The sequence below is a fragment of the Mesorhizobium salmacidum (SeqCode) genome (genome assembly GCF_037179605.1).
Lineage (GTDB): Bacteria > Pseudomonadota > Alphaproteobacteria > Rhizobiales > Rhizobiaceae > Mesorhizobium > Mesorhizobium salmacidum.
Genome location: NZ_JAPYKS010000014.1, coordinates 127933 through 141301, shown reverse-complemented (window position 1 = coordinate 141301; position 13369 = coordinate 127933). Strand labels below are relative to the sequence as shown.

Genomic DNA, 13369 nt, shown 5'->3' with positions numbered 1-13369 from the left:
CCCGCCGAGCTTCTTCCCTTCTCCCCTTGTGGGAGAAGGTGGCCTCGCGAAGCGAGGTCGGATGAGGGGTGCTCCAGCTTGGCAAGGACGGTGTTCCGTCACCCACCCCTCAACCGTCTCGGCGCTGCGCGCCGATCCACCTTCTCCCACAAGGGGAGAAGGAAAAGAGGCGCCAATTGACTCCTGCGGCAAACCGCGTAAAAGCCGGCATCGAACGGGATCAATCTCGATGCGCGGGCTTTTGATGGCTCTTCTTGCCTTCGACGTCCCCGGCCACATCAGTGGGGCCGGACGCGTTGGTGCATCTTACCGTTCGACCAAAACTATGGCCAAAACCACCACCAAAACGGTGTGATTCCCTTGGCCTAACCACCCTCTCCCGGGTCCGGCCCGGGGGACGGAACCCGCACTTGGCCGGCGGGTTTTCTCCAAAAACCAAGCGGAGAGGGACAGGAGATTTCTATGAGTTTCAAGGTTGCAGTCGTCGGCGCCACGGGCAATGTGGGCCGGGAAATGCTCAACATTCTGGAAGAGCGCGGCTTTCCGGTCAGCGAAGTCGTGGCGCTCGCCTCGCGGCGCAGCATGGGCACGGAAGTGTCGTTCGGCGACCGCACGCTGAAGGTCAGGCCGCTCGACCAGTATGATTTTTCCGACACCGACATCTGCATCATGTCGGCCGGCGGCAACGTCTCCAAGGAGTGGTCGCCGAAGATCGGCAAGCAGGGCTGCGTCGTCATCGATAATTCATCGGCCTTCCGCTACGATCAGGACGTGCCGCTGATCGTGCCCGAGGTGAATCCGGACGCGATCTCGCTGTTCACGCGCAAGAACATCATCGCCAACCCGAACTGCTCGACGGCGCAGCTCGTCGTGGCGTTGAAGCCGCTGCATGATGCCGCCACCATCAAGCGCGTCGTCGTCGCCACCTACCAGTCTGTATCCGGCGCCGGCAAGGAAGGCATGGACGAACTGTTCACGCAGACGCGCGCGGTGTTCGTCGCCGACCAGGTCGACGTCAAGAAGTTCACCAAACGCATCGCCTTCAACGTCATCCCGCATATCGATGTCTTCCTCGACGACGGCTTCACCAAGGAAGAGTGGAAGATGGTCGCCGAGACCAAGAAGATGCTCGACCCCAAGATCAAGCTGACGGCGACCTGCGTGCGCGTGCCGGTGTTCATCGGCCATTCGGAAGCGGTCAACATCGAGTTCGAGAAGCCGATCACCGCCGACGAGGCGCGCGACATTCTGCGTGAAGCGCCTGGCTGCCAGGTCTTGGACAAGCGCGAGGATGGCGGCTACATCACGCCGCTGGAATCAGCCGGCGAGGATGCCACCTTCATCTCGCGCATCCGCGAGGATTCGACCGTCGACAACGGCCTGTCGATGTGGATCGTCTCCGACAACCTGCGCAAGGGCGCGGCGTTGAACGCGGTGCAGATCGCCGAACTGCTGGTCGAACGCGGGCTCATCCAGCCGAAGAAGAAGGCGGCTTAGTTTTCGCTCACGGGCCGTATCGCCGCTGCCGCGGCGGGCCCTCCGCGAGGGCGCCGGACGACCGGCGGCCCGCGGTCGCGGGCTCGGCCTTCGGCCGTTAGCTCCCTTCTCCCCGTCATTACGGGGAGAAGGTTCCGGCAGGCGGATGAGGGGCAGCGCCGGCCAGCCGATTTGGCGCTGCCGGATCATGAAATTAGCAGTCAAAGTCGCTCTGCGCCGATTTCACGGGCCGTATCGCGGCTGCCGCGGCGGGCCCTCCGCGAGGGCGCCGGACGACCGGCGGCCCGCCGTCGCGGGCTCGGCCTTTCGGCCGGATGCCTTTCCTTCTCCCCGTTTACGGGGAGAAGGTGCCCGAAGGGCGGATGAGGGGCAGCGCCGGCCAGCCGATTTGGCGCTGCCGGGTCATGAAATTAGCAGTCAAAGTCGCTCTGCGCCGATTTCACGGGCCGTATCGCCGCTGCCGCGGCGGGCCCTCCGCGAGGGCGCCGGACGACCGGCGGCCTGCGGTCGCGGGCTCGGCCTTCGGCCGGATGCCTTTCCTTCTCCCCGTTTGGCGGGAGAAGGTGGCCAAGGGCGGATGAGGGGCGCCGGCCATACCGATTTGGCGCTGCCGAGTCATGAGATTAGCCGTCAAAGCCGCTCTGCGCCGATTTCAACTCGCGCTATCCATACTCAGTTCGCGCAGCACCGCCATCGCCTCCTCCGCCCGCCCGGCCGGCACAAACAGATGGTCGTGGTAAAAACCCGAGACCGGATTGACGCCCATGCCGGCGGCGGCGAGGCGTGCGGTGATGGCGGCGAGGAAGCCGACGGCTTCGAGCGATGAGTGGATGTTCAGCGTGATCATCCGGCAGCGGAACGAAGCCTCCAGCCCCGTGGTCCGGGCGGCTTCCTCGGTCACGATCAGCGTCGTGCCCTCGCGCTCGCGAAACACCATCACCGGCTCCAGGCCTTCGGGCTGCGGCACGTGCGGCGCCAGCGTGGCAAAGACATAGGTGCCATCAAGCAATTCCGGCGTCATCGACGCCAACAATGTCCTCAGATCGGTCTCGCCGGTCATTTGTCGTCTCGCCTGGTGCACTGCCCGCTCCTCAATAGCCCGCCATGGACGAATGCCGATAGCTCTGCTGGCAGCAGAGTCCGCAGCATGGTGGAAATCGGCGCCAAGACAAATCCAGACACGTGTCGGATCGCCGCCTCATGGCACGTCCTTGGTTCGACCCCGCCGAAAACGGGGCTAACCATCAGGAGGGACCACCAATGAGCATTTCTCAAACCGCGCCTGTCTCGTCCGGTGCCCTGTGGACCGGCCGCGTGCTCAGCGGCCTCATCATCCTGTTCATGATCTTCGACGGCGCCATCAAGCTGCCACCGCTCGATATCGTCACCCAGACGATGGTGCCGCTCGGCTGGCCGGCCGAGGCCAATGTCGCGCGCATGCTGGGCATCATCGGCCTGATCTCGACCGCGCTCTACGCCCTGCCACGCACCTCCGTGCTCGGCGCCATCCTGCTCACCGCCTATATGGGCGGCGCCATCGCCACCAATGCGCGTATCGGCAATCCGCTGTTTTCGCACACGCTGTTCGGCGTCTATCTCGGCATCATCCTTTGGGGCGGCCTCTATCTGCGTGACCCCAAAGTGCGCGCCCTGATCCCGTTCAGCCGGTAGCCGTTCCGCGCCAATCGCTGCCAGGTGTCGTCGCGATCTTCATTCTTCTCGGGATCAAATTAGCCGTTTGAGAGTTAGGGACTTGGCGGCGAGACGGCGATCCGCATGTGAGAGGAACGACAAATGAAGAGAATCCTGACCATTCTGGTGCTGACGACGGCGCTCGGCGCCTGTTCGCAGACGGAAAAAGGCGCGGCCGTCGGCGGCCTCGGCGGTGCCGCGGTTGGCGCGGCGGTCGCCAACAATCCGGTGCAAGGCGCGGTTGTCGGCGGTGCCGTCGGGGCCGTGGCCGGTGCGCTGATCGGCCGGGCCAGCGAACCGGGCCGTTGCCGCTATCGCGACCGCAATGGCCATACCTATGTCGATCGCTGCCCAAGCGGCTATTGAACGACCGCATGCCAAAAATGAAGAGCAAAACGGCGGGCTTTTGACCCGCTGTTTTCGAATCGATGAATTGGCTGCAACTCGTTTGAGGCACTATCACGGGGCGCGCTACAGGAGCTCCCGGACGTATCGCCAGGCGTCCCGCCCCAAACCCGCGTCGGCGCGGTCATTGCCGCCATGGGCATGCGAGCTTGAGCGCGGCGTGGTTTCACCCGGCAGGAGAATGCGATGGCCGGCGTCGGGAGCCGAAACGAGGCGTGTGGCCTTTCCGGCGTCTTTTCGACGCCGGACGATCGAGCGGGCAAAATCCAGGGATGGCCACAGCGCGTCGCCGCCGCCCGCGACCAGCACGATCTCCGCCGAAATAACCTCGACGGGAATGGCGGCCCTGTCCGCTTGCTGTTTGAATCTTGCCAGGCAGTGTTCGAAAAACCCTCGATAGGACACAAGACCATCGAGGTAGCTTGCCCTCCAATCCGGGTCGGTTGGAACAAACGGGCATGGAACCCCCTTCAGCGTCTATGACGACCGCTCGGGCCAGCTGATGCCGTCGCGGCCCGGCCCGATGTTGCCCCAGACCACCGATGTCGGGCTGATCGCGAGCACGGCATCGATGCGCGGGTCATGCGCCGCCGCGAGCAAGGATGCCTCGGCGCCCTTGGATGTGCCGACATAGATGATGCGCCGGCACCCCAATCCGACAAGCCAGTCGGTCGCGGCGAAAAACGTCTCCAGGGGGATTTCGCATATGCCTGGGACCTGGCCTTCGCCGTCGAACCAGCGGAGGGCAAGGGCAGAGACGCCCACATCGGCGAACAGTCGTGCGCGCTCGACATCGACGCGGCCGCTCGATCCGCCCAGCACCACGACACCTGTCGTGGCATCGACGCATCGTAACAGGGTTCCGGCGACGCCGCCGGACAGGATTTCCTCCGCGACTGCTCGTTCGCCCATTGGATCCTCAGCCGGAAATCAGAAGCTTTTCCAAGGACACAGCAAAGGGCAGGTGAGTGACAATTGCAAACAGCAAAACGGCGGGCACAGGCCCGCCGTTCTGTTTGCGCAAGGAATAGGAAGCGATTACTCGGCGGTGGCGGCTTCCGCTTCGGCTGGTGCGGCAGCGGCCGCGGCGACGGCGGCAGCGGCGTCGTCCTGGGCCTTCTTCAGCAGGGCGGCGCGTTCCTGCGCCTTCTTGCCGGGCTCGGCCTTCTTCGGGTTGGAGCGGGCTTCGCGCTTGGCAAGGCCGGCTTCATCGAGGAAGCGCAGCACGCGGTCGGTCGGCTGGGCGCCGTGCGACAGCCAATGCTTGACGCGGTCGGCGTCGACCTTGATGCGCTCGCCGTCCTTCGGCAGCAGCGGGTTCCACGAGCCGAGCGACTCGATGAACCGGCCGTCGCGGGGCGAACGGGCGTCGGCGACGACAACGTGGTAGTAAGGACGCTTCTTCGAGCCCGCACGGGCCAGTCTGATCTTCAGTGCCATTTTCTTTTCTCCTAAAAGCTCTGATTTCGTTGATTGTTCAGGCTGGTTGTCAGCCGGTTTTCGTCACGCCGTTGGCAGCGGCGATCTGTTCGTGGTGCCGGATCACTTCGCGGACGACGAAGTTGAGGAATTTTTCCGCGAAATCCGGGTCGAGATGCGCATCTTTCGCAAGCTGGCGAAGACGGGCGATCTGCTGCTGCTCGCGCGCCGGGTCGGCCGGCGGCAGGCCATGCTCGGCCTTGAGCATGCCGACCGCCTTGGTGCAGCGGAAGCGCTCGGCCAGCATATGGATGAGGGCGGCATCGATGTTGTCGATCGAGGCGCGGTAGCCGGCCAGGATGGTGCGGGCGTCGGCCATGTCCTTTTCTTCGTTCATAGCGTCCTCACTTTTTCTTGCCGAGACCGGGCAGGCCGCCACCACCGCCAAGGCCGGGAAGCTTCATGCCGCCAGGCAGGCCGGGCAAGCCGCCGCCTGGGGCGGGCAAGCCCTTCATGCCACCGAGGCCGGCGGCCTGCGCCTGTTTCTGCAAGGCTTCGAGCTGCTTGGGATCCATCTTCGACAGGTCGGGCATGCCGCCGCCCATCATGCCGCCCATGCCACCCCCGGGTACCATGCCGCCAAGGCCCATCTTGGAGGCGAGGCCGCCCATCATGCCGCGCATCAGCCCGCCGCCTTTGCCCTTGCCGCCCATCGCCTTCATCATGTCGGCCATGCCGCGATGCATCTTCAAAAGCTTGTTGATCTCGGCCGCATCGGTGCCGGAGCCGGCGGCAATGCGCTTCTTGCGCGAGTGTTTCAGTATATCGGGATTGGCGCGCTCGGCCTTGGTCATCGAGGAGATGATGGCGAGCTGGCGGCCGAACATCTTGTCGTCGAGGCCGGCGGCGGCCATCTGGTCCTTCATCTTGCCCATGCCCGGCATCATGCCCATGATGCCGCCCATGCCGCCCATCTTCGACATCTGCTGAAGCTGCTGGGCGAGGTCGTTCAGGTCGAACTTGCCCGACTGCATCTTCTTGGCCATCGCCGCCGCCTGCTCGGCGTCGATGTTTTCCGCCGCCTTCTCGACGAGCGAGACGATGTCACCCATGCCCAGGATGCGGTCGGCGATGCGCTTGGGGTGGAATTCCTCCAGCCCGTCCATTTTTTCGCCGGTGCCGATCAGCTTGATCGGCTTGCCGGTGACCGCGCGCATCGAAAGCGCGGCACCGCCACGGCCGTCGCCGTCCATGCGGGTCAGCACAAGGCCGGTGATGCCGACGCGCTCGTCGAAGCTTTTCGCCAGGTTGACGGCATCCTGGCCGGTCAGGGAGTCGGCGACCATCAGGATCTCGTGCGGGCTGGACACTTTCTTGATGTCGGCCATCTCGACCATCAGCGGCTCGTCGATATGGGTGCGGCCGGCGGTGTCGAGGATGACGACGTCATGGCCGCCGAGCTTGGCCGCCTGCACGGCGCGCCTGGCGATATCGACCGGGTTCTGGCCTGCTATCACAGGCAGCGTCGCGACCTTGACCTGCTCGCCGAGCTGGCGCAACTGCTCCTGCGCGGCGGGGCGCCGCGTGTCGAGCGAGGCCATCAGGACCTTCTTGTTCTGCCGCTCGGTCAGCCGCTTGGCGATCTTGGCCGAAGTCGTCGTCTTTCCGGAGCCCTGCAGGCCGACCATCATGACGACGACCGGAGCAGGCGCATTGAGGTCGATGGCGACGCCCTCGGCGCCCAGCATGTCGACCAGCTCGTCATGGACGATCTTGACGACCATCTGTCCGGGCTTGATCGACTTCAGCACGGCGGCGCCGACGGCCTTCTCGCGCACCTTGTCGGTGAAGGAACGCACGACTTCCAGCGCCACGTCGGCCTCGAGCAGCGCACGGCGCACCTCACGCAACGCCGCCGAGACATCAGCCTCGGAAAGCGCGCCGCGGCCGGTCAGGCCGTTCAGGATGGAGCCAAGGCGCTCTTGCAGGGACTCAAACATTGATCAACCCACCGCGCGAGAGCGCCTTGGAGTCATAGTGATCCCTGTCGGGCCGATGGCCCTCCACGCCTCTTGTGCGCTGCTGCAGCGATTCAAACATTCGTTTTCCTTTTCCCTGGCACCCGGATGGTGCCCGAGAGGTAATGCGTTCGCGCCCAGTCTCCAAGCCAGTCCAAGCAAAAGCCCAAAATCAAAAAGCACCCGGGGGCGCACAGCGCTGCCGGGTGTTGGCCTCCAGGATCTGTTTACAGCACTTGGCCTCAAGAGGCTTCGGCGTCCTGGTCGGCTTGCTCGGAGGGATACTCGTCGCGGAATTGGTGGGCTGTAGACAGGAAATCGGCGCGAGAGTCAAGGCAAGGCCGGTGTCGCGCCGTTTCCCGGACCGCGATCAGGCCATACCCACGGCGTTCGGGACCTCGGCCGAGACCCTGAGCGGCGAGCGTGGGTGCAGCAATAGAGCAATCGTCAGCAAGCTGCAGGCGATGCCGATGAGGGCGATGAGAATTGCATCCGACATCATCCATCCCGGCCCTTCGAGCGGCTTGGCGGTGAACAAGGCGAAGGAATTGTAGCTCTGCTGATGCGAGATCAGCAGGAAACCGGTGAGGTTGTTGCCGAGATGGGCGCCAAGCGCTGCGCCGAGATTGCCGGTGGCATAAACCATGAGTGTCAGAAGCAGCGCGAAAGCGGCGATCGAGACCAGCACGCAGGCATTGATGGCGGCCGACGAACCGCCGCTCCAGTGCAGCGAGGTGAACAGCAGGCCGGGCAGCAGCGCCCAGATGAAAGGGCTGCGGAAGCGGCTGGCGAGGCCGCGCAGCAGATAGCCGCGAAACAGCACCTCTTCCGACGAGGTCTGCAGCAAGGTGAGCGCGACGATCGGGATCGCGAACAGCAGCCAGGACGACAGGCTGATCGTGCCGCGAGCGATCCCCGGCGCCAGCAAATAGAGCAGGATTTCGGACAAAGCCGAGGTGATCAGCACCGCGATCAGCCCCTTGAGGAAGTCCGGCCGCGATACGCGGCGGCCGGTGCCGAGGAGGGCCGACAGCGGCTCGCCATGCACCCAGCGCATGGCGATCCACAGGCCGATCCAGATCCCGGCGAAGGAGGTGAGCGCGCTGAGGATGCCAATGGGCGAGGCGAGAAAACCCTCCATGCCATATGGCGCAGCCGTAACCTGCCAGGCGAAGTAAACATGTGTGCCGCCGAACAGCACGGCCGCGGTGGTGGCGCCCCAGAGCAGGACGACGATCAGCGTCCCCAGAAATAGACGCAACAAAGTCGTCCTGGCGTTCGGCGTGTTGCGATAGCGCTCGAAGGCAGTGTCGTCGATTGTCACGTTTGTCCTCGATCCGAATCCATCGCTGCTTGATCCAGCTGTCCTTGATCTAGCCGATGGCCTCGGGAATCGGAATCGATATCACCAGGGATACGCGCAAACGGATCGCCCGGCACCCAAGCGCCGCCCGGGTACCGGCAGGTTCTTTCCAGTGTCGCAAGCGGCCGCTTCGGCGACCTCTGGCCTCTGTCAACGCACCACGTACATGATGCGCCTTGTCTGCGGATCGACCAGCGTCGGCTGACCGTTCACATAGATATAGCGATACTTGTAGTCGGGAATTTCGCGCAACTCGACGGTGTCGGGCAGGGTTGCGCCGGTCACCACCTCGCCTTCGAGATAGACGGGGTCGAGGCGATGGGTGTCGACATAGGTCCTGACCTCGGCCGGAGGCCGGACGACGGTGTCGATCGGCTCGCCGGCGACGATCGCTCCGGTGTACTCGGTCGAATAGTTGCCGATGTCGTCCGGCGGCGAGACGACGGCAACGGCGGAGCGGCGCTGCGTCAGCACCACGCGGCTACCGCCGAAATCGGCGGTGACGTAGTCGGAATAGACCCAGCCCTGGCCGCCGGCTTCGGCGATCGTGCACCATTTGCTGTTTTCGATGCAGCCATTGAGCGTCGCCGACTGGCCGGCGGCCAGCACGCCGATCACCGGATATTGCGGGCCCGGGCCAGCGCGCACGTTGAGATCGGTGACCGCCGACACGGCGGTGTCCGCCAAGGCGGCGCCCGACATCATGGTGAACACTCCGGCGATTGCGGGAAACAATACGGATTTCATGGTTTCTCTCCGTTTTCGTGGTCCCTCGCCAGCGAAACGGGGCAGCAGCGCATGCGTTCCGGTTAAAACGCGCGAGCCAACTCACGATTTCCCGTGTCTTTCGGCAAGCTGGTCACAAGATCGTGAACAAAGGCCAGTTTCTGCGCCGTCACGTCCGAAATGACGAAGGGGTAGAGGTCGGGCAGGCCCATGCAGCGGTTGATCGAATTGGAGGCTTCCGACAGCACCAGCCAGCGGGCAAGGATCTTGTCGAAGGGTTCGGGCGTCTTTGCAGGCTCCGAGGGCGCTGCCTGCAGCCCGCCGCCGGTATCGCCCCGCGGCAGTTCGGCCGCCTCCACCGTCTCCAGCCGGCCGAGCGGGAAGTTGAGCGCATGGACCATCTCCAGCGTGTCGGTGATGTGCAGATGGTGGGCCCAGGTCTCGGCCCAGTCCTCCCACGGATGCGAGGTGGCGTAGGCCGAGATGTGGTTTTGCTGCCAGTCGGGCGCGGCGCCATCGGCGTAGTAGGCCTTCAGCGCCTGTTCGTAGTCGGCGCGTTCGTCGCCGAACAAAGCACGGAACGCTTCCAGCCCTCGCGGATCGTCGCGGATCAGGCGGTCCCAGTAATAATGGCCGAGCTCGTGGCGGAAATGGCCGAGCAGCGTGCGGTAGTTCTCGCCCATCTCGACGCGACGTTTTTCGCGCTCGGCTGAATCGGCCTCGGCGACGTTCAGCGTGATCAGGCCATTGTCGTGGCCGGTGAGAATCCGTTCGCCGCCCGGGCCGCCGCCGATCGGATCGGCGAGGAAGTCGAAGGCCAGCCCGATCTCGTCCGTCGGGCTTTGCTTGGGCGCCACCGGCAAGCCGAAGGCGAGCAGCGAATAGATGGCGCGCTTCTTCGCCGCCTCGACGCGGATCCAGCGGCGGCGGTTGCCGTCGACCGAGAGGTCGGGGATCAGCTGGTTCAGCACGCAGGCACGGCAGAAGACCTGCCCCGGCTCGGCCATCCAGTTGCAGGCGCATTCGTCGGCATTGGTGCACTGGATGGCGCCGTCGACGCCGGACAGGACAAAGCGCGCGCGCTCAGGATCATAGAGCACGAGACTGCTGCAGTTCAGGCACTGGGCGTTCTCGAAATAGAGACGGTGGCCGCAATGCGGGCAGTCGAAAAGTTTCATCTCGGTCTCAATTCATCAGAAGGGCACAGGATGCATGGCGGCCCGTGCCCAAACGCGAGCCACCGGCCGGTGTTCCGCGGTCCGGCGAGACTATCTCGCTTCGCTGGTCCGGGCGCTCCGATGCGGTCCATGGCCGGCATCAACGTTTTTCATGCATGGCCTCGCCATAATAATCACTTGATCGTAGGCAAATTCCCCGGCATTCGCCAGCATCGCGCCACAGACGGTGACAAATGCGCGTTTCGCTGGCAAATTCGCAATCGGGACGTGAATCAGGCAACCAGGAGAACAACATGGCATTTCTTGCCAAGGGTAGGATTTTAGCAGCCGCGGTGGTGGCGGTGCTGGGGCTGGCAACGGGCGCGCAAGCGGCGGCCAGCTGCGGCAAGACCGGCGCCGGCTTCGACGCCTGGAAACAGGATTTCGCCGCCGAGGCCAAGTCCGAAGGTGTCGGGTCGAGGGGGCTGGCCGCTCTGGCCGGCGCAACCTATGCAACAAGGACCATCTCCGCCGACCGCGCCATCCACAAGGCGTTCAGCGGCTCGGTGGACGATTTCATGAAGCGCCGTGGCGGGTCCGCGATTATTTCCAAGGGCCGTTCGCTGAAGAAGTCGAACGCGGCGCTGTTCAACCAGATCGAACAGAACTACGGCGTGTCGCCGGGCGTGCTGCTCGCCATCTGGGGCATGGAGACCGGCTTCGGCGCCTCGATGGGCAACCAGAACACGGTCTCCGCCATTTTGACGCTTGCCTATGATTGCCGCCGCCCCGACTATTTCCACCCGCACGCCATCGCGGCCCTGAAGCTGGTTGATCGCGGAGCGTTGACCGCCTCGTCGGTCGGCGCTATGCATGGCGAGATCGGCCACACGCAGTTCCTGCCCGGAAACGTCCTGAAATATGCGGTCGGCAGCGGAAACCTGCGCGACAAGGCCACCGCTTTGGCCTCCACCGCCAACTTCCTCAAGGGTCACGGCTGGCGGGCTGGCGCCAGCGCGCAGTCGAATATAGGCGCGATCGCCGGCTGGAATTCCGCAAGCGTCTATCAGCAGGCCATCGCCCGCATCGCCACCGCGATCGACGCCGACTGATCGAACCGCACGGCATTGAACGAAGAACCCGGCCTTCGCGCCGGGTTTCATTTCACGTCGAGCGCATAGGAGCAGCCGGCCAGCGTCTTGCCGGGATGGGATTCGACCGTCGAGACGTTGAGCGTAATGCGCGTGGCAAGGCTCACGCCGCCGGACTCCTCGGTGCTTTCGGCCACGACCTTCTCACCGAGGAACTTGTCCGGCGTCGAGACCGTCGCCGGGACGTCGAACTGGCGGGCGAGGTCCGGCGCGGCGATGCCATCAAGCACGGCCATCGGCCCTGTCGCGGTAAAGACGATTGTCTCGGTCTCGCGCCCGAAGACATGGACCGGGGCGGGCAAGTCATATTGGCGCAGGAACGGATTGCCTGACGGACCTTCGTTCCAGCTCAGCGCCTTCGCGGCGCCGGGTTCGCCGGCCAGCCAGAGGGCAAAGCCGTTATAGCCGGGCACGTCGGACCGGCACTCGATCAGGGCGGCAAGGTCAAGCGAGGCAGGGTCGAAATCCCCGGCCATGGCCGGGGCCGCCAGAAGGACCAGCGGCACCAGGCATCTGCCGGGACAGCGCATCCCGTCTACAGATATCGCGGCGAACAGGATTTGCTGCGACATGCCGTAAGCTTCTGATTTTATGCATGTCGTTGTCCCGGAACCGAGGACACTTCCGGGCGGCAGGCATTAGCTGTTGCGGTTGCGCGCGGCCAATGTCCGCAGCCTCAGCGCATTGAGGCGGATGAAGCCGGCGGCGTCCTTCTGGTCGTAGGCGCCACGGTCGTCCTCGAAGGTGACCAGCGCGTCGGAATAGAGCGTCTTCTTCGATTTGCGACCGGTGACCATGACATTGCCCTTGTAGAGCTTCAGCCGCACCGTGCCTTCGACGTCTTCCTGGCTCTTGTCGATCATCGCCTGCAGCATCAGGCGCTCGGGCGAGAACCAGAAGCCGTTATAGATGAGCTCGGCATAGCGCGGCATGAACTCGTCCTTGAGGTGGGCGGCACCGCGGTCGAGCGTGATCGATTCGATGGCGCGATGGGCCGCGATCAGGATGGCGCCGCCGGGCGTTTCATACACGCCCCGCGATTTCATGCCGACGAAACGGTTCTCGACAAGGTCGAGCCGGCCGATGCCATTGTCGCGGCCGAGATCGTTGAGCGCCGCCAGCATGGTTGCCGGCGACGGTCTCTTGCCGTTGAGCGCGACCGGGTCGCCCTTCAGGAACTCGATCTCGATCTCGGTGACGGCATCCGGCGCGTCCATCGGCGACACGGTGCGCTGATGCACGAATTCCGGCGGCTCCACCCATGGATCCTCCAGCACCTTGCCCTCGGAAGAGGAGTGCAGGAGGTTGGCGTCGACCGAGAACGGTGCGTCGCCCTTCTTGTCCTTCGGCACCGGGATCTGGTGCTGTTCGGCGAAGTTCATCAGGTCGGTGCGCGACTTGAACGACCAGTCGCGCCACGGCGCGATGACCTTGATGTCGGGGTTGAGCGCGTAGGCGGAAAGCTCGAAACGCACCTGGTCGTTGCCCTTGCCGGTGGCGCCGTGCGCAATCGCGTCTGCACCGGTCTCCCTGGCGATCTCGACCAGGTGCTTGGAAATCAGCGGTCGCGCGATCGAGGTGCCCAGCAGGTAAGTGCCTTCATAGACGGTGTTGGCGCGGAACATCGGGAAGACGAAGTCGGAGACGAATTCCTCGCGCACGTCGACGACGCGGATGTCCTTGATGCCCATCATCTCGGCCTTGCGGCGTGCCGGCTCCAGCTCGCCGCCCTGGCCGAGATCGGCGGTGAAGGTGACGACTTCGGCGCCGAGTTCGGTCTGCAGCCATTTCAGGATGATGGATGTGTCGAGGCCGCCGGAATAAGCGAGCACGACCTTCTTGACGTCTTTGATCTTGGACATTTGGCAGTTCCACGACAGGAGTTCTCGGCGCGCGAGGTATCACGCCGCTTCCAGGCTGCGCAAGGGATGAACACGAGGC

13 protein-coding genes and 1 pseudogene are annotated in these 13369 nt (G+C 64.4%); 4 read left to right on the top strand and 10 right to left on the bottom strand.

Features of this window, described 5'->3' with window-relative positions; genetic code table 11:
- The first annotated feature begins 462 nt into the window (after window positions 1-462).
- On the top strand, window positions 463-1497 hold the full coding sequence (locus O7A60_RS19865; RefSeq protein ID WP_140510518.1) for an aspartate-semialdehyde dehydrogenase: 1035 nt from the start codon (window positions 463-465) through the stop codon (window positions 1495-1497).
- Window positions 1498-2149: 652 nt separating this feature from the next.
- On the opposite strand, the gene O7A60_RS19860 is transcribed toward O7A60_RS19865, so the two are convergent.
- Window positions 2150-2557, bottom strand: a complete 408-nt coding sequence (locus O7A60_RS19860; RefSeq protein ID WP_140510516.1) for an ACT domain-containing protein — start codon at window positions 2555-2557, stop codon at window positions 2150-2152.
- A 200-nt stretch (window positions 2558-2757) separates the two neighbouring features.
- Here O7A60_RS19860 and O7A60_RS19855 point away from each other — a divergent pair, with 200 nt between their 5' ends.
- Both O7A60_RS19855 and O7A60_RS19850 read left to right on the top strand, forming a co-directional pair.
- Complete coding sequence (locus O7A60_RS19855; protein ID WP_337107675.1) at window positions 2758-3168, top strand: DoxX family protein; 411 nt, start codon at window positions 2758-2760, stop codon at window positions 3166-3168.
- A 123-nt stretch (window positions 3169-3291) separates the two neighbouring features.
- The gene (locus tag O7A60_RS19850) at window positions 3292-3555 is read left to right on the top strand and encodes a glycine zipper domain-containing protein (protein ID WP_027146224.1); all 264 of its coding nucleotides are present in this window, start codon (window positions 3292-3294) and stop codon (window positions 3553-3555) included.
- 105 nt (window positions 3556-3660) lie between these two features.
- Here the strand turns inward: O7A60_RS19850 and O7A60_RS19845 are convergent.
- The 7 genes and pseudogenes from O7A60_RS19845 to O7A60_RS19815 all read right to left on the bottom strand — a co-directional run bounded on the left by O7A60_RS19845 (window position 3661) and on the right by O7A60_RS19815 (window position 10298).
- Window positions 3661-4506 (bottom strand): annotated as a pseudogene (locus O7A60_RS19845) (acyl-CoA thioester hydrolase/BAAT C-terminal domain-containing protein).
- A 126-nt stretch (window positions 4507-4632) separates the two neighbouring features.
- Window positions 4633-5034, bottom strand: a complete 402-nt coding sequence (rpsP, locus tag O7A60_RS19840) for a 30S ribosomal protein S16 (RefSeq protein ID WP_027146222.1) — start codon at window positions 5032-5034, stop codon at window positions 4633-4635.
- Window positions 5035-5083: 49 nt separating this feature from the next.
- Window positions 5084-5410 carry a chorismate mutase gene (locus tag O7A60_RS19835; RefSeq protein WP_027146221.1) on the bottom strand — a complete coding sequence of 109 codons (327 nt, stop codon included), beginning with the start codon at window positions 5408-5410 and terminating at the stop codon, window positions 5084-5086.
- Window positions 5411-5417: 7 nt separating this feature from the next.
- Entirely contained in the window at window positions 5418-7013 is a 1596-nt protein-coding gene (gene ffh / locus O7A60_RS19830; protein ID WP_337107674.1) for a signal recognition particle protein, read from the bottom strand.
- A gap of 388 nt (window positions 7014-7401) precedes the next feature.
- On the bottom strand, window positions 7402-8355 hold the full coding sequence (locus O7A60_RS19825; protein WP_337107673.1) for a CPBP family intramembrane glutamic endopeptidase: 954 nt from the start codon (window positions 8353-8355) through the stop codon (window positions 7402-7404).
- A gap of 189 nt (window positions 8356-8544) precedes the next feature.
- On the bottom strand, window positions 8545-9141 hold the full coding sequence (locus tag O7A60_RS19820) for a DUF1236 domain-containing protein (RefSeq protein WP_337107672.1): 597 nt from the start codon (window positions 9139-9141) through the stop codon (window positions 8545-8547).
- 62 nt (window positions 9142-9203) lie between these two features.
- Entirely contained in the window at window positions 9204-10298 is a 1095-nt protein-coding gene (locus O7A60_RS19815) for a zinc-binding metallopeptidase family protein (RefSeq protein ID WP_337107671.1), read from the bottom strand.
- 293 nt (window positions 10299-10591) lie between these two features.
- Here O7A60_RS19815 and O7A60_RS19810 point away from each other — a divergent pair, with 293 nt between their 5' ends.
- On the top strand, window positions 10592-11389 hold the full coding sequence (locus tag O7A60_RS19810) for a lytic murein transglycosylase (protein WP_140718499.1): 798 nt from the start codon (window positions 10592-10594) through the stop codon (window positions 11387-11389).
- 47 nt (window positions 11390-11436) lie between these two features.
- On the opposite strand, the gene O7A60_RS19805 is transcribed toward O7A60_RS19810, so the two are convergent.
- A complete protein-coding gene (locus O7A60_RS19805) occupies window positions 11437-11958 on the bottom strand; it encodes a hypothetical protein (RefSeq protein ID WP_337107710.1) in 522 nt (173 codons plus the stop codon).
- 108 nt (window positions 11959-12066) lie between these two features.
- On the bottom strand, window positions 12067-13290 hold the full coding sequence (locus tag O7A60_RS19800) for an argininosuccinate synthase (RefSeq protein WP_337107670.1): 1224 nt from the start codon (window positions 13288-13290) through the stop codon (window positions 12067-12069).
- Window positions 13291-13369: the final 79 nt, after the last annotated feature.

Coding starts and splice junctions, on each gene's coding strand:
- O7A60_RS19865 (WP_140510518.1), top strand. CDS start 463: ATGAGTTTCAAGGTTGCAGTCGTCGGCGCCACGGGCAATGTGGGCCGG.
- O7A60_RS19805 (WP_337107710.1), bottom strand. CDS start 11,958: ATGCGCTGTCCCGGCAGATGCCTGGTGCCGCTGGTCCTTCTGGCGGCC.
- O7A60_RS19860 (WP_140510516.1), bottom strand. CDS start 2,557: ATGACCGGCGAGACCGATCTGAGGACATTGTTGGCGTCGATGACGCCG.
- rpsP (WP_027146222.1), bottom strand. CDS start 5,034: ATGGCACTGAAGATCAGACTGGCCCGTGCGGGCTCGAAGAAGCGTCCT.
- O7A60_RS19855 (WP_337107675.1), top strand. CDS start 2,758: ATGAGCATTTCTCAAACCGCGCCTGTCTCGTCCGGTGCCCTGTGGACC.
- O7A60_RS19810 (WP_140718499.1), top strand. CDS start 10,592: ATGGCATTTCTTGCCAAGGGTAGGATTTTAGCAGCCGCGGTGGTGGCG.
- O7A60_RS19850 (WP_027146224.1), top strand. CDS start 3,292: ATGAAGAGAATCCTGACCATTCTGGTGCTGACGACGGCGCTCGGCGCC.
- O7A60_RS19820 (WP_337107672.1), bottom strand. CDS start 9,141: ATGAAATCCGTATTGTTTCCCGCAATCGCCGGAGTGTTCACCATGATG.
- O7A60_RS19800 (WP_337107670.1), bottom strand. CDS start 13,290: ATGTCCAAGATCAAAGACGTCAAGAAGGTCGTGCTCGCTTATTCCGGC.
- ffh (WP_337107674.1), bottom strand. CDS start 7,013: ATGTTTGAGTCCCTGCAAGAGCGCCTTGGCTCCATCCTGAACGGCCTG.
- O7A60_RS19835 (WP_027146221.1), bottom strand. CDS start 5,410: ATGAACGAAGAAAAGGACATGGCCGACGCCCGCACCATCCTGGCCGGC.
- O7A60_RS19815 (WP_337107671.1), bottom strand. CDS start 10,298: ATGAAACTTTTCGACTGCCCGCATTGCGGCCACCGTCTCTATTTCGAG.